The organism is Streptomyces lunaelactis (assembly GCF_003054555.1).
In the GTDB taxonomy this organism is placed as follows: domain Bacteria; phylum Actinomycetota; class Actinomycetes; order Streptomycetales; family Streptomycetaceae; genus Streptomyces; species Streptomyces lunaelactis.
In genome coordinates, this window is record NZ_CP026304.1 from 1791743 (window position 1) to 1811259 (window position 19517).

Sequence of the window (19517 nt, forward strand, 5' to 3'; positions counted from 1 at the left end):
TTCTTCCGCCCCCGGAGGTGCCCACGATGAGCTCAGTTCCCCCGCCAGGCCTCGATCCCGGGCAGCTGCGCGGTTATCTCGACCGCGAGCGGCCGGGTCTGGTGAGCGGACCGCTCAGCGCCCGGCTGATCCAGGGCGGCCGCTCCAACCTCACGTACTCCGTCACCGACGGCACCGGCCGCTGGGTCGTGCGCAGGCCACCGCTCGGGCATGTGCTGGCCACCGCGCACGACATGAAGCGCGAGCACCGGGTGATCAGCGCGCTTCACCCGACCGCCGTACCGGTGCCCGAGCCGGTGCTGCTGTGCGAGGACGAGTCGGTGATCGGATCGTCCTTCTACGTCATGGAGTTCGTGGACGGCACTCCGTACCGCACGGCCGAGGAACTCGCCCCGCTCGGCCCCGAGCGCACCCGGGGCGCGGTGCTCGGCCTTCTCGACACCCTCGTCGATCTGCACGCGGTGGACCCGGAGTCGGTGGGTCTGGGCGACTTCGGCCGGCCCGAGGGCTTCCTCGACCGGCAGCTGCGGCGCTGGGGCAAGCAGCTCGACGCGTCCCGCAACCGCGAACTCGCCGGCATCGACGAGCTGCACGCCGCGCTCGGCCGCTCGCTGCCCGCCTCATCCACGCCGACCGTCATCCACGGCGACTACCGGCTGGACAACGTCCTGCTCGGCGACGACGACCGGATCAAGGCCGTACTCGACTGGGAGATGTCGACCCTCGGCGACCCGCTGACCGATCTCGGGCTGCTGGTGATGTACAGCGCCAGGCTGGAGCTGCCCGACTCCCCGATCAGCACGACCGCGGGGGCCGCGGGCCACCCGGAGGCCGCCGAGCTGATCGAGCGGTACGCCGCGCGTTCCGGCCGCGACACCTCCGCCATCTCCTGGTACACGGCCTTCGCCTGGTTCAAGCTCGCCGTGATCCTCGAGGGCATCCACTACCGCTACACCCTCGGCCAGACCGTCGGAGCCGGCTTCGACCGGATGGGCGATCTCGTCCCCCTCTTCATCGAGCACGGCCTCACCACCCTTCAGGAAGGCTGAGTACCCCATGGACTTCGCATTCGACGCCCGTACCGAAGAGCTGCGTGCCAAGCTGCTCGCCTTCATGGACGAGCACGTCTACCCGGCCGAGGCGATCGCGCACGAGCAGCGGCAGCTGCTGGCCTCGCCGTGGGACCAGCCGGTGATCGTGGAGGAACTGAAGGCCGAGGCGCGCAAGCAGGGTCTGTGGAACCTGTTCTTTGTGGACCAGCACAGCCTGCCCGATGCCGGGCACGGCGCCGGGCTGACGAATCTGCAGTACGCCCCGCTGGCCGAAATCACCGGCCGGAGCCCCCAGTTGGCGCCGACCGCGCTGAACTGTGCCGCTCCCGACACCGGGAACATGGAGGTGCTCGCGCAGTTCGGCACCGACGAGCAGAAGAAGCAGTGGCTGGAGCCGCTGCTCGCCGGGGAGATCCGGTCGGCGTTCGCGATGACCGAGCCCGAGGTCGCCTCGTCCGACGCGACGAACATCCAGACGCGGATCGACCGGGACGGTGACGACTACGTCATCAACGGCCGCAAGTGGTACATCTCCGGGGCGATGAACCCCGACTGCAAGATCTTCATCGTGATGGGCAAGACCGACCCGGACGGCGAGGACATCCGCCGCCAGCAGTCGATGATTCTGGTACCGCGGGACACCCCCGGCCTCGAGGTGCGGCGGGCCATGCAGGTGTACGGCTACGAGGACCACTCGCACGGCGGCCATGCGGAGATCGTCTTCTCCGATGTACGGGTGCCCGCGTCGAACCTCATCGGCGAGGAGGGCGGCGGCTTCGCGATCGCCCAGGCGCGGCTGGGCCCGGGCCGCATCCACCACTGCATGCGGCTGATCGGCATGGCCGAGCGGGCGATCGAGCTGATGTGCAGGCGGGCCGTGTCCCGTGAGGCCTTCGGCAAGGCGATCGCCCAGCAGGGAGTCGTACAGAACTGGATCGCGGACGCGCGCGTCACGGTCGAGCAGCTGCGGCTGCTGGTGCTGAAGACGGCCTGGCTGATGGACACGGCCGGCAACCGCGGGGCGCACACCGAGATCCAGGCGATCAAGATCGCGACGCCGCGGGCGGTGGTGGACATCCTCGACAAGGCGGTCCAGGTGCACGGCGCGGGCGGGGTCAGCCAGGACTTTCCGCTGGCGGAACTGTGGGCGGGGGCGCGGACGCTGCGGCTGGCGGACGGGCCGGACGAGGTGCATCAGCGGTCGCTGGCGCGGCGGGAGTTGAAGAAGTACCTGTAGCTTGCCGGGCCCCCGGGACCCCTGTGTCCTCAGTCGCCGGACGGGCTGGATTTCCGGCCCCGCCGGCGATTGAGGCGCGGGGTTCGGGGCGGAGCCCCGACAAGGGCCCGGGCCCTACGGGCGCAAGGCGCGGAGGAGCATGTCGGCCAGGTGGTCCGCGACCTGTTGGGGCGTGAGCGGGCCGTCCGGGCGGTACCACGTCGACAGGTGGTGGACCGAGCCGAAGTGGTAGTCCACGACCAGGTCCGCGGGGGTCGCCGAGGAGAACACCCCGCTCTGCTGGCCCTCCTCGACCAGCGCGCGGAACCGCTCGTGGTAGCGGCGGCGCTCCGCGCGTACCTGCTTGTGCTTCTCCGGGCTCAGGTGGTGCATGGACCGGAAGAAGATCGCGGCGTCGTCGAGGTTGTCGATCGTCGTCACGACCACATCGGCCGCCGCGCCCCGCAGCCGCTCCTCCACCGGCTCGTCGGCCTCCGCGTACGCGTCGAGCCGCTCCTGCTGGAGGCGGAGCATCCGGGAGTAGACCTCCTGGAGCAGGTCTTCCTTGGAGCCGAAGTAGTGGTAGAGCGCTCCCTTGGTGACGCCGGCCGCTTCGACGATCTCCTGCACAGAGGTCCGGTCGTAGCCGCGCTCCGCGAAGAGCCGGGTGGCGGCGGCCAGCAGCCTCTGCGGGACGGGGGTGCCGTTGCCGTCCGTCGTCCTGGCCATTGCCGCCACCTGCCTTTCGTTCAATTCCGCGGTTCTACGCCTGGGAACGCAGTTCCCGCCTGAGGATCTTCCCACTTGCGGTCTTCGGCAGCTCCGGCAGGATCTCCACTTCGCGCGGGTATTTGTACGCAGCCAGTCGTTCCGCGCAGTACGCGGAGATTTCGTCCGGTTCCGCGGCAGACCCCTGGCGCAGGCTGACGTACGCCTTCACCGTCTCCCCGCGGTAGTCGTCGGGTATTCCGACGACGGCCGCCTCGCGCACCGCCGGGTGCGTGTAGAGGACGTCCTCGACCTCGCGCGGCCACACCTTGAAACCGGAGGCGTTGATCATGTCCTTCTTGCGGTCGACGACGTACAGCCAGCCCTGCGCGTCCATGAAGCCGATGTCGCCGGTGCGCAGCTCGCCGTCCGGGAAGGCCTCGGCGGTGGCCTCGGGCAGTTTCCAGTAGCCGGGCACCACCTGGGGGCCGCTGACCGCGATCTCGCCCGGCTCGCCGAAGGGCACGTCGGCCCCCTTCTCGTCGACGATCCGGACGATCGCGTCCGGGCCCGGGATGCCGACGGAGAGGGTGCCGGATGCCGGGTCGACCGGGGCCTCCTTCTCCGGGGGAACGGAGGCGCAGGGGGCGGTGCACTCGGTGAGTCCGTAGCCGTTGCGGAGGTAAGGGCCGAAGCCGGCACGGAACTTCTCGACCAGTGCGGGCGGCACCGGGGCACCGCCCGATGAGATCACCTGGAAGGAGTCGAAGTGCTCGCGGGTGGCGGCGGGGTGGGCGGCGAGTGCCATGAAGGCGGTCGAGGGGCCGACGGTGTAGGCGGGCCGGTGCTCGGTGAAGGCGTCGAGGACGACGCCCGCGTCGAAGCGGTATGCGAGGGCGAGGGTGCCCGCGTTGGCGATGCACGCGGCGAGTTCGCAGACCATGCCGGTGATGTGGAAGAGGGGCGCGAGGGCGAAGTAGCAGGCACCCTCGGGCACCGGGTGGCCGGTGCGCTGGCGCTCGGCGTTGTAGGTGATGCCGCCGTGGAGGTTCATGGCGCCCTTGGGGGTGCCGCTGGTGCCGGAGGTGTAGCTGATCAAAGCCACGTCGGTGGCGGCGAGTTGACGCTCCGACGGCGCGGGGAGACCCTTCCGGGCCACGGCCACCAGATCGTCGGCGTCGGCCGGCGGTGTCAGCCGTTCGAAGCCCAGGACCCGTTCGTCGTTGCGGGTCTGCAGATCGAGTTCGCAGGCGGTGAGGGCGATTCGTACGGACGAACCGGCGGCGCTCTCGCGCAGATACGTCTCCCAGGCGCGGTCCGAACAGATCAGCGCGGTGACGTCGGCGTCGGCCAGTACGTGCGCGACCTCGGCCGACTTGTACATCGGGTTGAGCGGTACGACGGTGGCGCCGGCCTTCCAGGCGCCGAGCAGCGCGATCACGAAGTGCGGGGTGTTCTGGAGCATGATCGCGACGCGGTCGCCGCGCTCGATGCCGCGCGAGGCGAGATGGCCCGCGACGGAGTCGGACAGCGCGTCGGTCTCGCGGTAGGTCAGCCGCCCGTCGAAGTAGGCGAGGGCGGTGTGATCGGGTGCGCGGTCGACGGCGGCCCGGAAGGAGTGCACGACGGTCGCGGGCGGCGTGATGTCGGCCCGCTGGGCCGCACTGAGCTGGGAGAGCCACGGCTTGGCGGCGTAGATCGAGGTCACTGGCCGGCACCTTCCCACTTCTGCTGGATGTGGTTCATGCCGGTGAGCCAGCGCTCCGGGGTGGCGGCGCGGGCCTGGTAGTACCCGGCGACCTCGGGGTGCGGCAGGATCAGGAAGCGGTCGGCCTCGATGCCCTCGAACAGCGCGTCCGCGACGTCCTCGGGCTCGATCGCGGTCGGGGCGAGGACGAGCTCGCCCGCCGATCCGGCCGCCGTGAGCATGTCCGTACGCACGCCCTGGGGGCAGATCGCGTGGACCTTGAGGCCGCGGTGGCGGTAGGTGAGCGAGAGCCACTCGGCGAAGGCGTACGCGCCGTGCTTGCTGACGCTGTACGGGGCGGCACCCACCATCGTGAGCAGTCCGGCCGCGGAGACGGTGGACACGAAGCGGCCGCTGCCGCGCTCAAGCCAGTCGGGCAGCAGGGTGCGGGCCGCGCGGACGTGCGCCATGACATTGACGTCCCAGGCCGCGCCCCAGACCGCTTCGTCGGCGAAGGCGTCACCGGGCGAGGCGAGACCGGCGTTGGCGCAGTAGACATCCACGGTGCCGTCCAGCGCGTCGCGGGCCGCGTCCACGATCTCGGACGCGTCACCGGGGACCGCGGTCGCGCCGATCTCGTCGGCGATCGCCTTGGTCCTTGCCGGGTCGAGGTCGTTGACCACGACGCGGGCACCCTCCGCCGCGAACCGGCGGGCGAGTGCGGCACCAATACCGCCGCCCGCGCCCGTAACCACAACCCCAGCTCCCTGCACCGTACTCATCAAGCTCCGCCTCTCCGCGTGCCGGCCATCCACGCAGACTAACCGGTCGGTATGTAGCGAGGGAAGGGGGAGGGACGGAGTGGGGCGGCGCGCCCGGTCCGTTCCGCAGCGTTCCGCAGCGTTCCGCGGAGGATCGCCCTCGTACTGGCGTTACTGGGGCGACTCCGACAACATCGCGGGTGTGCGTGCCAGGCGTCGCGGGGCAGGCGGGACTTCCACAACACGCCCCAGCGTGCGTGGCCATGACAGACGGCGGTACCGAAGGCGATCACGGAGGTAGCCCGATGAGCCTGTCCAGACGGGGTTTACTGGCCGCGGGCGGCGCGGTGGGCGCGCTCGCCGCGGGCGCGTCACCCACGGCCGCCCACTCGGGCCGCGGCCGGGTCCGTACCGGATTCGACCGGCTGGCCGCCGACGGCTACGCGCAGCTGTCCGGGCAGCGGGTCGGGCTGGTCACCAACCCGACCGGGATCACCCGGGACGTCCGTCACATCGTGGATGTGATGCACGCGGACGAGCGGGTGAACCTCGTCGCCGTCTTCGGCCCCGAGCACGGCTTCAGGGGCACGGCGCAGGCGGGCGGTTCCGAGGGCCGCTACGACGACCCGGCGACCGGGCTGCCCGTCTATGACACGTATCTCAAGAGCGGGCAGCCGCTCGCCGACATCTTCACCGCGTCGGGCGTGGAGACGATCGTCTTCGACATCCAGGACGCCGGCGCCCGCTTCTACACGTACATCTGGACGCTCTACGACTGCATGCAGGCGGCCGCGCTCGCGGGCAAGCGCTTCGTGGTGCTGGACCGGCCGAACCCGGTGACCGGGCGGGCCGCCCTCGGCCCCGTGCTCGACAAGGCCTTCGCGACCTTCGTGGGCCGCGAGCCGATCGCGCAGGCGCACGGCATGACCGTGACCGAGCTGGCGCGGCTGTTCAACGACGAGTTCCTGACGAAGCCGGTTGAACTGGAGACGGTACGGATGTCGGGCTGGCGGCGTTCGGACTTCTTCGACGACACGGGCCTGCCGTGGGTGCCGCCGAGCCCCAATATGCCGACGCCTCAGACCGCGCTCGTCTACTCGGGTACCTGCCTGTTCGAGGGGACGAACCTCTCGGAGGGGCGCGGCACGACACGGCCGTTCGAGCTGCTCGGCGCCGAGGGCATCGACCGCCGCTGGGCTCAGGCCGCGAACGCCCTGGAGCTGCCGGGCGTCCGCTTCCGCGAGGCGTACTTCGCCCCGACGTTCTCCAAGTTCCAGGGCAGGACGATCGGCGGGGTCCAACTGCACATCCACGACCGGACGTCGTACGACCCGGTGCGCACGGGGATCGCGCTGCTGGTGACGGCGAAGCGGACCTGGAGCGGCTTCGCCTGGCGGCCGGACAACTGGATCGACAAGCTGACGGGCTCGGCGAACGTACGCACGATGATCGACGCGGGCGCCGGGACGGACGAGGTCGTGGGGGCGTGGCAGGGCGACCTTGCCGCGTTCAGGGCCGTACGGAAGGGATATCTGCGGTACTGACCGGGGACCGTATGCGACCGGTCCAGGTCGACAATGGCCGACATGTGTCATAGGTATGGCCCTCCCTCCCCCCGCGCAGGATGCTGTTCGAACAGGGGACGGTAACGGGGAGGGGCAGGTCATGCCGGAGATGAGCGTGCGGCCGTACCGGGAAATCACCTTCGACGCGGACGGCGATGTCAACGCCGGGCAGCGTGACCGATTGGCGGAAACGGATGTCACCGATCTGGTGATGTTCGCCCACGGGTGGAACAACTCGCCCTCGGTCGCCGCCCAGCTGTACTCCGCCTTCTTCGCACCCTTCCCGGGGCTGCTGGCGCACTCGCCGGGGGTGCGGCTGGGGTACGTGGGTGTCGTGTGGCCGTCGATGCGTTTCACGGACGAGCCGATCCCCGACTTCAGGCCCTCGGCCGTCGCGCCTGTGGAGGCCCGCCTGGACAAGGCCACCCAGGACGCCCTGACCGAACTCTTCCCGGGACACACGGAGACGGTGGAGCGCCTGGCCCAACTGCTCGACGAACAGCCCGAGTCGGAGGCGGCGTTCGCGGAGTTCGGCATGCTGGCACGGCAGTTGGCGGAGGTGCCGCCCGGCGGCCTGGAGGCTCGCTTCACGGACGATCTGCCGCAGGACGAGCAGAGCCCCCCGGCCGTGCTGTACGAGAACACCCTCGCCATGTGCCGCAGGTTCAGCCTGGCACTGGACGAGACCGGAGCGGTGACTGAGAAGCCCGCCGCACCCTCCTTCTCGCTCGGCGGCGGGCTCAAGACGGTGTGGAAGGGCGCGAAGGAGCTACTGCGGCAGACCACGTACTACGCGATGAAGCGGCGCGCCGGGACGGTCGGCGAGCTGGGGCTCGGGCCGCTGCTCGGGCAGCTCGCGCGGTCCTCCCCCACTGTGCGCGTGCATCTGGTCGGGCACAGTCAGGGGGCCCGGCTGGTCTCGTTCGCGCTGCGCGGACTGCCCGACGGCGCACGCAACGTGAAATCACTGACGCTCCTTCAGGGAGCCTTTTCCCACTATGCGTTCGCATCGAGTCTGCCGCACGCACCGCACACCGGCGGCGCCCTGTGCACCATGGATCATCGGGTCGACGGGCCGGTGGTCGCCTGCTATTCGCGGCACGACAGCGCGCTCGGGGTGATCTACCCGCTGGCGTCGAGTCTGGCCGGGGACTCGGCGACCGCGGCCGGACTCGACAAACGGTGGTGGGCGATGGGCCACGACGGCATCCAGGCCGTCCCGCGGACACCGCGGCTGACCTTGGACGAGGCGCTGCGCGACGGGATACCGGGCTCGGGCTGCGTCAGTGTGGACACGGCGTCGGTGGTCCGGCGCGGCGGGCCGCCGTCGGGTGCGCACAGCGACATCTGTCATGCGGAGCTGGCCCGGGTGGTGCTCGCCGCGGGCCGCATCGGGCGCTGAATCGCCGGGCGCCCGTGCGGGCGTCGGGCGTTACTGGCGGTAGGACTCGCGAGCGAGGTGAAGATGCGTCACCTTTTCCGATGGGCGCACGGGTGCGAGCGCGCGCCGGGCGATGTCCTGATGACCGTCATCGAATTTTCGATGGAGCCGGATCGGGTACTCGTACGTCCACTCTTTGACGTCGATGTACCAGCGACGGAGGTGGCAGTGCGATGGCCGGTTTCCGGAGTCTTGCCAGACAGGTGCGCGATCCGCGGTGCGATCTGGCGCTCAGGCGCTATTCGCTACGGAAGTGCCTTGAGCGGTTTGCCCCTTATGGGCACCGGGCAACCTGGGATCATCTGTGCGGCAGGCACAGCATCGAGCCCGAGGACAGGGCGCCCGATCCGGCGCGGCTGGTGGCCGCGCTCGATGAACTGGAAGAGGCGCGGGCCGTCTGGCTCGCGTACGAGGAAAGTTTCGCGGACCGCCGCAAGCGCGAGAAGCACGACGGACGGCGACGGCCCGGCTCCATCGACGACTGGCACCGCCGGACCTGGGGCGGGAACGGTGTCGCGCGCTGCGACACCCCGGCCGCCCATCCTTCGGGCGCGCTCGGCGAGGTGCTGCGCCGACTGATCTCCGCGCTGGGGACGGACGCGGGAGCGGCCTGCCCGGTGTGCGAGGGAACCAGCATCGTATGGCGGCAGGATCTCGCCCATGAGCCGTGGTTCGGGCCGGTGTGCAGGGGCTGCGGCATCGTCGTGCCGCAGCCCGTTCTGACGTCCGAGGCCGTGGCGGCGGCGAAGCGGGCCGGGCGCAAGGACCTGGCGTCGGTGGCGTGAGGGGACGACGCCTTGTCGCCGCGCGTCCTGGCCGACGCCCGCTCCTGACGGCATGGGGCGATCACAGTCCCGCAGACCGAACCGGGGGACGGTACCAGAGGCAATATTGAGTGGCCCAGAGGGATTCCCGGCACGCACAGTGGGGTCGATGCGAACCGCACCCGAGGAGCCCTGACATGTCGACGCTGCGCGTCACCGCCGAACTGCTGACCGTCCACGAGCACCCGAACGCCGACGCGCTCGAGCTGGCCCAGGTGGGTCTCTACCGCGCCGTCGTCGCCAAGGGTGCGTACCGCAGTGGTGACATCGCCGTCTACATCCCCGAGCAGGCCGTGCTCCCCACGGAGTTGATCGAGGAGCTGGGGCTGACGGGGCGGCTGGCCGGAAGGGCGTCCGACCGGGTCAAGGCGGTGCGGCTGCGCGGGGAGCTGTCGCAGGGCATCGTGTGCCGGCCGCGGGCGGTCGCGGACATCGATCTCGCGCAGGCGGCCGCCGACGGCACGGACTTCGCGGAGCTGCTCTCGATCACCAAGTGGGCACCGCCCATCCCGCCCACGATGGACGGCGACGTGGAGAGGGCGCCGGACCTGCTGCCGTGGGTGGACATCGAGAACATCCAGCGCTACCCGGAGATCTTCGAGCCGGGCGAGCCCGTGGTGCTGACCGAGAAGCTGCACGGTTCGGCCTGCCTGATGACGTACAGCGTGGCGGGCGGCAGCGCCGAGGGCGATCCGGACGGCGGGCGCGTGCAGGTGTCGTCCAAGGGCTTCGGGTCCAAGGGCCTGGCGCTGAAGGAGGACCCGCGGAATCTGTACTGGCGGGCGATCCTCGGCCATGACGTCCCGGCCGTCGCGGCGCGCCTCGCCGCCAAGCTGGGGGCGAGCCGGGTCGGGCTCTTCGGCGAGGTGTACGGCGCCGGGGTGCAGGACCTCGTCTACGGTGCCGACGCTCGCTCCGAGGCGCTGGGTTACGCCGTCTTCGACGTGTCGGCCGAGATCGACGGCCAGGTCCGATGGCTGGACCCGGCCGGGCTGCTGGAGGGTGAACTGCCCCTGGTGCCACGGCTGTACGAGGGCCCGTACGACATCGAGAAGGTGCTGGAGCTGGCGAGCGGACGGGAGAGCGTGTCCGGGCGCGAGCTGCATCTGCGCGAGGGCGTCGTGATCCGTCCGGCCACCGAGCGCTACAGCCCGGTGGTGGGCGGCAGGGCGATCGCCAAGGCGGTCAGCCCCGCGTATCTGACCCGCAAGGGCGGCACGGAGTACGAGTAGGAACGGCGGACAGGATCTGGGTGGGCCCGGCACGGGGGTGCGGGCCCACCTTTCACATCGCGCGCCGGCGCTCCGGCAGCAGCCGCGAGCCGGCCATCCGCTCGCCGAAGACGTCGTCCGGGTTGGACAGCACACAGGTCTCCAGCGAGAGACAGCCACAGCCGATGCAGTCGGTGAGATGGTCGCGGAGCCGGCCGAGCTGCCGGATGCGCTCGTCGAGCCCGGTACGCCAGGCCTCGGACAGCCGGGCCCAGTCCTCCCGGTCGGGCGTGCGCTCCTCGGGCAGTTCGGCGAGCGCGTCCCTGATGGTGGCGAGCGGGATTCCGACCCGCTGGGCGGCCCGCACGAAGGCGACGCGGCGCAGCGCGTCCCTTCCGTAGCGGCGCTGGTTTCCACTGGTCCGGCGGCTGCTGATCAGACCCTTGGACTCGTAGAAGTGCAGGGCGGACACGGCGGCACCGCTGCGCGCCGACAGCTGGCCGACCGTGAGCTCGTGGATCTTCTCGGGAATCTGTGGCACTCCTCGAACCCTACTGGTCATCCGTTGACAGGACCGCGCCCGCCCAACCATGCTGAGCAAGCGCTTAGACAAGGGCTCGGAGAAGAGCTGTTGAACGCTTGAGAGGCAGGGACCAGGGACATGGCTGAGCCGAGGATCTTCACCTCCGCCGATGAACTGCGCGCCGGAGTCGGCGAGCAGCTGGGGCACAGCGACTGGCTGGAGATCGAGCAGAAGCGGATCGACCTCTTCGCCGATGCCACCGGTGACCACCAGTGGATCCATGTGGACCCGGAGCGGGCGGCGGGCGGCCCCTTCGGCACGACGATCGCGCACGGCTATCTGACGCTGTCGCTGCTGCCGACGCTCGTCCCGCAGATCCTGCGCGTCGAGGGCATGAAGATGGGCATCAACTACGGGACGAACAAGGTCCGTTTCCCCTCCCCCGTGCCCGTCGGCTCGCGGCTGCGCGCGTCGGCGGTCCTGCAGAGCGTCGAGGAGGCGGGCGGCGGTGTGCAGGTGACCGCCCTCGTCACGGTGGAACGCGAGGGCGGCGACAAGCCGGCCTGCGTGGCCGAGTCGGTGTCCCGCTACTACTTCTGAGCGTCCGAACTACTTCTGAGCGTCCGACACCGCTCCCGGACTACTGCTGCCGGACTGCTTCGGAGCGGAAACCATGCGCAGGACGAGGTCGGCGTAGAGCGCGCCGACCTCGTCGGGCGTCCTGCGGCCCTTCGTGTTGAACCAGCGCGCCACATCGATGCAGAGCGACAGCACGGCGACCGTGGTGCCCGGCACATCAGGGACGTCGAACTCCCCGGCCTCGACTCCCTCGCGCAGAATGCCGCGTACGACGGCGTCGCTGCGGTGGCGCAGTTCAATGATCTCGGTGCGGTGGTCGGCGGAGAGCGCGTCGAGTTCGTACTGGACGACCCTCGCGGTGGTGTGCCGCCCGGCGTGCCAGCGGACGAAGGAACTGACGGCGTCGGCGAGCCGCTCGGAGGGCGTGCCCTCCGTGCCGGCCGCCGCCGAAAGGATCTCCAGGGCCTTGTCGTGCCCGATCCGGCTGATCCGGTGGAGCAGCTCTTCCTTGGTCTTGTAGTGGATGTAGAGCGCGGCCGGGCTCATCCCGGCACGGCCGGCGATGTCGCGGGTCGTCGTCGCGTGGTAGCCGCGCTCGGCGAAGGCCTCGACGGCGGCGACGAGAAGCTTTCTGGCCGCCTCGGGCGTGACCTCGTCCCACGGCATGTCCTCGCCGGCCGTGTCCTCCGCCGTGCTCATCGCTCGCTCCTTCTGTTCATCAGAACGCACACCATACCTCGAAGGTGAGCAAGCGCTTAGAGCCCTGGCGCGGCTTCCGTGACTCAGAGCTGCTTCTGGAAGGGGTCGTGCTCGGCGAGCATCTTCTCCAGCCGGGCCTGGTCGACGCGGCTGACGATCTGACCCGCCTCCTGACGGTCCCTGATCACCTTGGCCAGCGTGAACGCCGAGGTGGTGAGGTAGAGGACGGCGATCGCCAGGAAGCTCCGCACCCAGGCGTTGGCGTCGAGGTACAGGATGCCGAGGCTGACGGCCGCCAGGGCGACCGCGAAGGATGCGACGGCCTGTCCGTAGAACGCCGCCGTGTTCTGCTGCTTGACCGGTGTTTCACTCATGTCGGTCAGCATCGGCCGTTACGGCCCGCGCGACCTCCGCTCCCGTACTCACCTGCGTACTCAGAAAGCGGAGAGTCCGGCCTTGAGAAGGCCGGGACTGCCCACGGTCGACTTGTCGATGTTCTCGGCGGGTCCCTACTCGGTCCCCCGCTTTTAACTATCACTGCTAGTTTCCAGTTCGCAGGCCCTACCATGTGCCGCATGGCCCGACCGCGCAAGCCCCTCCTCAGCAGAGAACGCATCGTCGAAACGGCGAGCGCGCTCGTGGACTCGGAGGGACTCGAGGCCGTCTCCACCCGGCGGCTGGCCGCCGAGCTGGGCGTCAGCGGGCCCTCCCTCTACAACCACTTCCGCACCAAGGACGAGATCCTCGAAGCCGTCGCCGACGCGGTCAGCGCCCAGGTCGACCTGTCGATGTTCGATCAGGACGACGAACGCGACTGGCGCACCGCGCTGCACGACTGGGCCGTCTCCTACCGCGCCGCCCTGACCGCCCACCCCCACACGGTCCCGATCCTGGCCCGCGGCCCCGGCCGCCGCCCGGCCGGCCTGCGCGTGGCCGACGCGGTCTTCGGCGCGATGGTCCGCGCGGGCTGGCCGCCGGCCCAGGCGACCTGTATCGGTGCCCTGATGCGGTACTTCATCACCGGCTCGGCACTCGGCTCCTTCGCCCTCGGGTTCGTCGACGACGAGACGGCGTACGACCCGGCCGACTATCCGCACCTCGGCCAGGCGCATCTGCTCGCGGAGCGGCAGCAGAAGGTGGACGAGGGCGCCTTCGAGACGGGGCTGCGGGCGCTGTTGGACGGGCTGGCCGTGCAGTACGAGACAGGGGCAGAGAAAGGTTCGGCCGCTGCCGAACAGTGAGTGCGCCATCCTGGAGTGCATGAGCTCCTCCCGAGATCTGGCCGCGCTGGCCGCTCTGCTCGCCGACGACACCCGCGCCTCCTTCTGTCTCGCCCTGCTCGACGGGCGCGCCTGGACCGCGGGGGAGCTGGCGCGGCGCGCCGGAGTCGCGCCGTCGACCGCCAGCGAGCATCTCGGGAAGCTCGTGGCCGGCGGGCTGCTCGCCGAGGAGCGTCAGGGGCGGCACCGCTATGTGCGCCTCGCCGACGAGCGGGTCGCGCATCTGGTCGAGGAGCTGACCTCGTACGCCGGCCCCGGTCCCGAGCGGCCGGGGACGTTGCGGGCGGCGAACGCGCGCGGCGCCATGGCCCGCGGGCGGACCTGCTACGACCATCTCGCCGGGCGGCTCGGCATCACGATCACCGAGGCCATGACCGCACGCGGGCTGCTGCACCAGGACACCGGCTTCGCGCTGACCGTTCAAGGGACGGACTGGTTCCGGGAGTTGGGGCTTTCGCTGGAGCGCACGGGCCGGCGGCCGCTCGTGCGGTCGTGCCTGGACTGGACCGAGCGCAGGCCGCATCTTGCGGGCGTCGCGGGGGCCGAGCTGTGCCGCCATGCGCTGGCGGCGGGCTGGTGCGTACGGATCGGGTCGGAGCGCGCCGTGAAGGTGACCGCGGACGGGGAGCGGGCGCTGGCCGAGCTGCTCGGCATCGAGCCCGGAGTATTGCGGTGAACGCCGAAGGGCCGGAGCCGTACGGTCGGGCCATGACAGACTCCGCTTCCCCCGGCTCAGCTTCCTCCGCCCGTCGTGTGCAGTGGCCCGCGCTGGCCGCGGCGGGCGTCACCGTCGTCCTGTGGGCCTCCGCGTTTGTGTCGATCCGCAGTGCCGGAGAGGCGTACTCCCCCGGCGCGCTCGCCCTCGGACGGCTGCTCGCCGGATCGCTCGCGCTCGGCGCCGTGCTGCTGATCCGGCGTGAGGGGCTCCCGCCGCGCGCCGCGTGGCCGGGCATCGCCATCTCGGGGCTGCTCTGGTTCGGCGTCTACATGGTGGTGCTCAACTGGGGTGAGCAGGAGGTCGACGCGGGCACGGCGGCGATGGTCGTGAACATAGGCCCGGTGCTGATCGCGCTGCTCGGCGCGCGGCTGCTGGGCGAGGCGCTGCCGCCGCGGCTGCTGGCGGGCATGGCGGTGTCGTTCGCCGGGGCGGTGACCGTGGGGCTCTCCATGTCCGGCGAGGGCAGCGCGTCCACGCTGGGTGTGCTGCTGTGTCTGCTGGCGGCGGTGGGGTACGCGGGCGGAGTGGTGGGCCAGAAGCCCGCGCTGGCGCATGCGAGTGCGCTGCAGGTGACGACATTCGGCTGTCTGGTCGGAACGGTGGCCTGTCTGCCTTTCATCGGGCAGCTGGTCGACCAGGCCGGTCGGGCACCGGTCCCGGCCACCCTGAACATGGTCTATCTGGGCCTGTTCCCGACCGCGTTGGCCTTCACGACCTGGGCCTACGCCCTGGCGCGTACGACCGCGGGCCGGATGGGCGCGACGACCTACGCGGTCCCGGCGCTGGTGGTGCTGATGTCCTGGCTGGCGCTGGACGAGGTGCCGGGCTGGCTGACCATGGCGGGCGGTGCGCTGTGTCTGGCGGGCGTGGCGGTGTCGCGGTCCCGCGGCCGGAAGGTGACGGCCGCCCCGCGCGATGGGGAGGTGCGGGGCGACCGTCGCGCACGGCCGAGCGGTGGCCGTGCTGCTGAAGGGGCCAGTCCCGGGTCGCGGTCCTCGACGCCGGAATCCTGATCGAGATCAGCGCGATCACGGCGAGGCCGATGATGCAGCCGGAGACCGCCGTCTAGGTGCCGGTCGCCTCAGCCAACTAAGCGGTGTCGGGGAAGTCCGGGTGGGTGAAGGTGGGGGTACCTCCCGTGCCCGCAGGGCTACGGGGGAGGGTCGAGGGCCGAGTCTGGCAAGGCGGAGGAAGGAGTCCACGCGGAGCGTCGGCGACTGACGACAACGCAGCCAGGCGACAGCCATCGGCCCGCGACGCCGCCCGGACTTCCCCGGGGCCGCTTAGAAGACCACCAGCGCCCGGCCACCCTTGCCCGCCAGCATGTCGGCGAACGCCGACGGGATGCCTTCGAGGCCGATCCGGTCCGTCACCAGACCGCCCAGGTCCAGGCGGCCCGCCCGGATGTGGTCCGCCAGGACCGGCAGGTCACGAGCCGGGTCGCTGTTGCCGTAGACGCAGCCCGAGAGCGTACGGCCCCAGTGGAAGAGCTCCAGGGCGTTGAACGTGACCTGCTGGTCCTTGCCGCCGATGCCGACGACCGTCGTGCGGCCGCCGCGGCGCGTGGAGTCCCAGGCCGTGCGGATCGTCGCGGCCCTGCCCACGCACTCGATCGCGACGTCCGCCCCCTGGCCGCCCGTGAGCTTACGGATCTCCTTGGCGGTGGTGTCCGAGGCGATGACGTACTCCGTGGCACCCGCCCGGCGGGCGAGCGACTCCTTCTCCGCGGACACGTCGACGGCGATGACCGTCCCCGCGCCCGCGATCCGCGCGGACTGGAGCGTGGCGAGGCCGACCCCGCCGACGCCGAAGACCACCACCGACTCGCCCTCCCGTACCCGGGCGGAGTGGTGGACGGCGCCGTAACCGGTGAGGACCGCGCAGCCGAGCAGGGCCGCGTCGGTGAGCGGGATGCCGGCCGGAACCGGGAGTACGCAGTTGGCGGCGACCACGGTCTCCTCGGCGAACGCGGCGACGTTCAGACCAGGATGCAGCTCGGTGCCGTCGACCGCGCGGGCGTAGACACTCGCCGCGCCCGCGAGCGCGTTGGCGCACAGCCACACCTCGCCGATCCCGCAGTGGTGGCAACTCCCGCAGGAGGGCGCCCAGTTGAGGACGACCCCGTCGCCGGGGGCGACATGGGTGACGCCCTCGCCGACGGATACCACCGTGCCCGCGCCCTCATGACCGAGTACGGCCGGGACGGGGACGCGCATGGTGCCGTTGGACAGGGACAGATCGGAGTGGCAGACCCCGGCGGCGGCGAGGCGGACCCTGACCTGTCCGGGGCCGGGGTCGGGCAGTTCGATGTCGGTGATCTCCAGTGGAGAGCCGACGGAGGGCAGTACGGCGGCGCGGACCATGATGGCGAGGCTCCCGGCTCAGAACTGGAGGGACTTGGTCTGGAGGTACTCGGACAGACCGTGCGGGCCGAGCTCGCGGCCTACGCCCGACTGCTTGTAACCGCCGAACGGGGCAAGGGGGTTGAAGCGGCCGCCGTTGATGTCGACCTGGCCGGTGTCCATCCGGCGGGCGAAGGCGACGGCCTCCGCCTCGTCCGCAGCCCAGACGGCGCCCGCGAGGCCGTAGACGGTGCCGTTGGCGATTCGGAGCGCGTCCTCCTCGTCCTCGTACTTGAGGATGGAGAGGACCGGGCCGAAGATCTCCTCCTGCGCGATGGTCATGTCCCAGGTGACGTCGGCGAAGACGGTCGGGCTGACGTAGTAGCCCGTCTCGTGCGGGGCTTCGGGACCGCCCGCGACCAGGCGGGCGCCCTCGGCGAGACCCTTCTCGATATAGCCGCGTACGCGCTTCTGCTGCTTGGCGTTGACGAGCGGCCCCACCCTCTCGCCCGGTACGTACTTGGCGACCGCGGCCGCGGCGAGCGCGAGCGCCTCGTCGTACTGGTTCCTGTGCACCAGCATCCGGGTCCACGCGCTGCACGTCTGGCCGGAGTTGGACATGACGTTGGCGATACCGACGCTGACGGCCTTGGCCAGGTCGGCGCTCGGCAGGATGACATTGGCGGACTTGCCGCCGAGCTCCAGGGCGACCCGCTTGACCGCGGCGCCGGCCGTGGCGCCGATCTGCCTGCCGACCGCGGTGGAACCGGTGAAGGAGACCAGGTCGACGCCCTCGTGCGCGGCGAGCGCCTGGCCTGCGACCGGGCCGAGGCCGGTCACCAGGTTGAACACCCCGGCGGGCAGCCCTGCCTCGTGGATGGCCTCGGCGAAGAGCTGGGCGGTCAGCGGGGTGTCCTCGGCGGGCTTGAGTACGACCGTGCAGCCCGCGGCGAGGGCGGGGGCCACCTTGGCGACGACCTGGTGCAGTGGGTAGTTCCAGGGGGTGATCGCGCCGACGACGCCGACCGGCTCCAGCAGCACGGTGGAGTTGCCGATCCTCTCCTCGAAGGAGTACGAGGCGGCCAGTTCCGCGTACGAGCCCGCGACCAGGACCGGCACTCCGGCGTGGACCGTCCGCGAGAGGGCGAGGGGCGCGCCGAGCTCGGCTGTGACCGTCTCGGCGATCTCGTCCTTGCGGGCCACGAGTACGTCGCGCAGCGCGGCGATCCTTGCCGCGCGCTCGGCGGGCGGGGTGGCGGCCCAGGCGGGGAACGCCTCGCGGGCGGCGCGTACGGCGGCGTCGACATCGTCCGCCGTGCCGGCCGGGACATGGGCGATGACCTGCTCGTCCGCGGGATTGACCACCGCGATCGTGTCGGGTCCGGCGGCCGGCCGCCACTGGCCGCCGATGTACATCCCGTCGTGAGCCTTCATCGCACTCCTTTGAACCCAGAACCTGCGTAGTCGTCCGCACCCCAAACTAGCGGTGTTAGTTTTTGGACGCCAGGGGCACTGGGAGCGTAGCCGGAGGGTCAGCCGTCCAGCCCGGGGAGGTCCGCGGGCGCGGGGCAGATCCGGTGCCCGTGGTGGTCGAAGACGTACAGATGCGCGAGGTCGACGAGGAGCGGCACCTGTGCGCCGGTCCGCAGCCGCACGTCGGGTCCGGTGCGGACGACCAGATCGCCCGCCGCCACGGCCTGACGCGCGGGGGCGGGCGCGAAGGGCCCCGGCAGCGGTTCCGGCTCATCGAGGACCACGACGGGACCCGAGACATGCGCGACCGCGCGCTCCTTCAGCCGGGCCAGCACGCTCGGCCCGCCGCTTCTGCCTCGTCGCCGGCGCCCGGGAGGCTGGGGCCTCGGCGACTCCAGGTCGGCGACCACGGCGGCCTGCGAGCCGGTGTTGAAGTGAACCAGCGCCTCGTGCCCCTGGTACTCCATGTGCTCGACGATCCCGGTCAGCGCGACCTCGCCGGGGCGGGCCTGGCTCGGCGGGGCGATGCGGGTGGCCTCGGAGCGCAGGCCGACGATGATCTGCCGGCCCTGCTGGATACGGAGCAACTGGTGGTCGATGCTCAGCGGTTCGGGCAGCGGCAGCCGCTGCTTGCCGAGGTCGATCGACATGCGGCCGTCCAGCGGTGCGTAGACGACGGCCTGCAGCAGATTGATGCGCGGGGTGCCGATGAACGCCGCGACGAAGACGTTCTGCGGCAGGGCGTAGGTCTCGCGCGGGGTGCTCACCTGCTGGAGCACGCCGCCGCGCATGACGGCGACCCGGTCGCCCAGCGACATCGCCTCGGCCTGGTCGTGGGTGACATAGACGGTGGTCACCCCCAACTCGGCGGTGAGCTTGGAGATTTCGGCCCGCAGATGGTTGCGCAGCTTCGCGTCGAGGTTGGACAGCGGCTCGTCCATCAGGAAGACCGAGGGCTTGCGGGAGATGGCACGGCCCATCGCGACCCGCTGGCGCTCGCCGCCGGACAGCTGGCTGGGATAGCGGTCGAGGATGTCCTCGATGCCCAGCATCCGGGCGGTGGCCTCGACCTGCGGGCCCCTGTCCATACGGGGGTTCTCCAGCCGGAGCGGGAAGCCGATGTTCTCGCGGTTCGTCATGCTCGGGTACAGCGCGAAGTTCTGGAACACCATGGCCATCTCGCGCTCGCGCGGCGGGATGTGGTTGGCGTGCTCGCCGTCGAGCAGCAAGTCCCCCTCGGTGATGTCCTCGAGGCCGGCGATCATCCGCAGGACGGTCGATTTGCCGCAGCCCGAGGGGCCCAGCAGCACCACGAACTCCCCCGGTGCGATGTCGAGGGTGAAGCGGTCGACGGCGCGGGTGGAGCGTCCGTACCTCTTGCTGACACTGCGCAGGGAGATGGCGCGACTCATATGGATCCGCCGGAGTGAGAGGAGGA

19 protein-coding genes are annotated in these 19517 nt (G+C 70.9%); 10 read left to right on the forward strand and 9 right to left on the reverse strand.

The window, feature by feature from the left end:
* The first annotated feature begins 26 nt into the window (after positions 1-26).
* A complete protein-coding gene (locus SLUN_RS07950) occupies positions 27-1049 on the forward strand; it encodes a phosphotransferase family protein (RefSeq protein WP_108147827.1) in 1023 nt (340 codons plus the stop codon).
* A 7-nt stretch (positions 1050-1056) separates the two neighbouring features.
* Positions 1057-2289 (forward strand): acyl-CoA dehydrogenase family protein, encoded by a 1233-nt coding sequence (locus SLUN_RS07955; RefSeq protein ID WP_108147828.1) that lies wholly within the window; start codon positions 1057-1059, stop codon positions 2287-2289.
* 114 nt (positions 2290-2403) lie between these two features.
* Here the strand turns inward: SLUN_RS07955 and SLUN_RS07960 are convergent, their stop codons facing one another.
* From SLUN_RS07960 to SLUN_RS07970, 3 genes are read right to left on the reverse strand one after another with little or no spacing between them, the layout of a single operon-like run.
* Positions 2404-2997 (reverse strand): TetR/AcrR family transcriptional regulator, encoded by a 594-nt coding sequence (locus SLUN_RS07960; RefSeq protein WP_108147829.1) that lies wholly within the window; start codon positions 2995-2997, stop codon positions 2404-2406.
* A gap of 34 nt (positions 2998-3031) precedes the next feature.
* Positions 3032-4684, reverse strand: a complete 1653-nt coding sequence (locus SLUN_RS07965; protein ID WP_371413815.1) for a class I adenylate-forming enzyme family protein — start codon at positions 4682-4684, stop codon at positions 3032-3034.
* Complete coding sequence (locus SLUN_RS07970; protein ID WP_108147831.1) at positions 4681-5445, reverse strand: SDR family oxidoreductase; 765 nt, start codon at positions 5443-5445, stop codon at positions 4681-4683. The genes SLUN_RS07965 and SLUN_RS07970 overlap by 4 nt, the downstream gene beginning before the upstream one ends.
* 284 nt (positions 5446-5729) lie before the next feature.
* On the opposite strand from SLUN_RS07970, the gene SLUN_RS07975 reads away from it, so the two are divergent.
* The 4 genes from SLUN_RS07975 (at position 5730) to SLUN_RS07990 (ending at position 10486) form a co-directional block, all read left to right on the forward strand.
* Positions 5730-6968 carry an exo-beta-N-acetylmuramidase NamZ family protein gene (locus SLUN_RS07975; RefSeq protein ID WP_108147832.1) on the forward strand — a complete coding sequence of 413 codons (1239 nt, stop codon included), beginning with the start codon at positions 5730-5732 and terminating at the stop codon, positions 6966-6968.
* A gap of 121 nt (positions 6969-7089) precedes the next feature.
* A complete protein-coding gene (locus SLUN_RS07980) occupies positions 7090-8391 on the forward strand; it encodes a serine-threonine protein kinase (RefSeq protein ID WP_254708418.1) in 1302 nt (433 codons plus the stop codon).
* 212 nt (positions 8392-8603) lie between these two features.
* Positions 8604-9215, forward strand: a complete 612-nt coding sequence (locus SLUN_RS07985; RefSeq protein ID WP_108147833.1) for a hypothetical protein — start codon at positions 8604-8606, stop codon at positions 9213-9215.
* A gap of 176 nt (positions 9216-9391) precedes the next feature.
* Positions 9392-10486: an RNA ligase (ATP) gene (locus SLUN_RS07990; protein WP_108147834.1), complete on the forward strand. Its 1095-nt coding sequence runs from the start codon at positions 9392-9394 to the stop codon at positions 10484-10486.
* A gap of 52 nt (positions 10487-10538) precedes the next feature.
* Here SLUN_RS07990 and soxR read toward each other — a convergent pair whose 3' ends face one another.
* Positions 10539-11006 (reverse strand): redox-sensitive transcriptional activator SoxR, encoded by a 468-nt coding sequence (gene soxR / locus SLUN_RS07995; RefSeq protein WP_306610680.1) that lies wholly within the window; start codon positions 11004-11006, stop codon positions 10539-10541.
* Positions 11007-11126: 120 nt separating this feature from the next.
* Here soxR and SLUN_RS08000 point away from each other — a divergent pair, with 120 nt between their 5' ends.
* The gene (locus SLUN_RS08000) at positions 11127-11588 is read left to right on the forward strand and encodes a MaoC family dehydratase (RefSeq protein WP_108147836.1); all 462 of its coding nucleotides are present in this window, start codon (positions 11127-11129) and stop codon (positions 11586-11588) included.
* 9 nt (positions 11589-11597) lie between these two features.
* Here SLUN_RS08000 and SLUN_RS08005 read toward each other — a convergent pair whose 3' ends face one another.
* Complete coding sequence (locus SLUN_RS08005; protein WP_108147837.1) at positions 11598-12266, reverse strand: TetR/AcrR family transcriptional regulator; 669 nt, start codon at positions 12264-12266, stop codon at positions 11598-11600.
* A gap of 83 nt (positions 12267-12349) precedes the next feature.
* Positions 12350-12640: a YiaA/YiaB family inner membrane protein gene (locus tag SLUN_RS08010; protein WP_108154583.1), complete on the reverse strand. Its 291-nt coding sequence runs from the start codon at positions 12638-12640 to the stop codon at positions 12350-12352.
* 201 nt (positions 12641-12841) lie between these two features.
* Here SLUN_RS08010 and SLUN_RS08015 point away from each other — a divergent pair, with 201 nt between their 5' ends.
* Genes SLUN_RS08015 through SLUN_RS08025 form a run of 3 tightly spaced genes read left to right on the forward strand, consistent with a single transcriptional unit; the run spans position 12842 to position 15277 of the window.
* Positions 12842-13507, forward strand: a complete 666-nt coding sequence (locus SLUN_RS08015) for a TetR/AcrR family transcriptional regulator (RefSeq protein ID WP_108147838.1) — start codon at positions 12842-12844, stop codon at positions 13505-13507.
* Positions 13508-13526: 19 nt separating this feature from the next.
* The gene (locus SLUN_RS08020) at positions 13527-14222 is read left to right on the forward strand and encodes a helix-turn-helix domain-containing protein (RefSeq protein WP_108147839.1); all 696 of its coding nucleotides are present in this window, start codon (positions 13527-13529) and stop codon (positions 14220-14222) included.
* A gap of 32 nt (positions 14223-14254) precedes the next feature.
* The gene (locus SLUN_RS08025; RefSeq protein ID WP_108154584.1) at positions 14255-15277 is read left to right on the forward strand and encodes a DMT family transporter; all 1023 of its coding nucleotides are present in this window, start codon (positions 14255-14257) and stop codon (positions 15275-15277) included.
* 270 nt (positions 15278-15547) lie between these two features.
* Here the strand turns inward: SLUN_RS08025 and SLUN_RS08030 are convergent, their stop codons facing one another.
* From SLUN_RS08030 to SLUN_RS08040, 3 genes are all read right to left on the reverse strand, one after another.
* The gene (locus tag SLUN_RS08030) at positions 15548-16627 is read right to left on the reverse strand and encodes a Zn-dependent alcohol dehydrogenase (RefSeq protein WP_108147840.1); all 1080 of its coding nucleotides are present in this window, start codon (positions 16625-16627) and stop codon (positions 15548-15550) included.
* 18 nt (positions 16628-16645) lie between these two features.
* Positions 16646-18040: an aldehyde dehydrogenase family protein gene (locus tag SLUN_RS08035; protein WP_108147841.1), complete on the reverse strand. Its 1395-nt coding sequence runs from the start codon at positions 18038-18040 to the stop codon at positions 16646-16648.
* A 98-nt stretch (positions 18041-18138) separates the two neighbouring features.
* A complete protein-coding gene (locus SLUN_RS08040) occupies positions 18139-19491 on the reverse strand; it encodes an ABC transporter ATP-binding protein (protein WP_108147842.1) in 1353 nt (450 codons plus the stop codon).
* Positions 19492-19517 lie beyond the last annotated feature (26 nt).

Coding starts and splice junctions, on each gene's coding strand:
- SLUN_RS08010 (WP_108154583.1), bottom strand. CDS start 12,640: ATGAGTGAAACACCGGTCAAGCAGCAGAACACGGCGGCGTTCTACGGA.
- SLUN_RS07985 (WP_108147833.1), top strand. CDS start 8,604: ATGGCCGGTTTCCGGAGTCTTGCCAGACAGGTGCGCGATCCGCGGTGC.
- SLUN_RS08035 (WP_108147841.1), bottom strand. CDS start 18,040: ATGAAGGCTCACGACGGGATGTACATCGGCGGCCAGTGGCGGCCGGCC.
- SLUN_RS07970 (WP_108147831.1), bottom strand. CDS start 5,445: ATGAGTACGGTGCAGGGAGCTGGGGTTGTGGTTACGGGCGCGGGCGGC.
- SLUN_RS07990 (WP_108147834.1), top strand. CDS start 9,392: ATGTCGACGCTGCGCGTCACCGCCGAACTGCTGACCGTCCACGAGCAC.
- SLUN_RS08000 (WP_108147836.1), top strand. CDS start 11,127: ATGGCTGAGCCGAGGATCTTCACCTCCGCCGATGAACTGCGCGCCGGA.
- SLUN_RS08040 (WP_108147842.1), bottom strand. CDS start 19,491: ATGAGTCGCGCCATCTCCCTGCGCAGTGTCAGCAAGAGGTACGGACGC.
- SLUN_RS08005 (WP_108147837.1), bottom strand. CDS start 12,266: ATGAGCACGGCGGAGGACACGGCCGGCGAGGACATGCCGTGGGACGAG.
- SLUN_RS07960 (WP_108147829.1), bottom strand. CDS start 2,997: ATGGCCAGGACGACGGACGGCAACGGCACCCCCGTCCCGCAGAGGCTG.
- SLUN_RS08020 (WP_108147839.1), top strand. CDS start 13,527: ATGAGCTCCTCCCGAGATCTGGCCGCGCTGGCCGCTCTGCTCGCCGAC.
- SLUN_RS07955 (WP_108147828.1), top strand. CDS start 1,057: ATGGACTTCGCATTCGACGCCCGTACCGAAGAGCTGCGTGCCAAGCTG.
- SLUN_RS07980 (WP_254708418.1), top strand. CDS start 7,090: ATGCCGGAGATGAGCGTGCGGCCGTACCGGGAAATCACCTTCGACGCG.
- SLUN_RS08015 (WP_108147838.1), top strand. CDS start 12,842: ATGGCCCGACCGCGCAAGCCCCTCCTCAGCAGAGAACGCATCGTCGAA.
- SLUN_RS08030 (WP_108147840.1), bottom strand. CDS start 16,627: ATGGTCCGCGCCGCCGTACTGCCCTCCGTCGGCTCTCCACTGGAGATC.
- SLUN_RS08025 (WP_108154584.1), top strand. CDS start 14,255: ATGACAGACTCCGCTTCCCCCGGCTCAGCTTCCTCCGCCCGTCGTGTG.
- SLUN_RS07950 (WP_108147827.1), top strand. CDS start 27: ATGAGCTCAGTTCCCCCGCCAGGCCTCGATCCCGGGCAGCTGCGCGGT.
- SLUN_RS07975 (WP_108147832.1), top strand. CDS start 5,730: ATGAGCCTGTCCAGACGGGGTTTACTGGCCGCGGGCGGCGCGGTGGGC.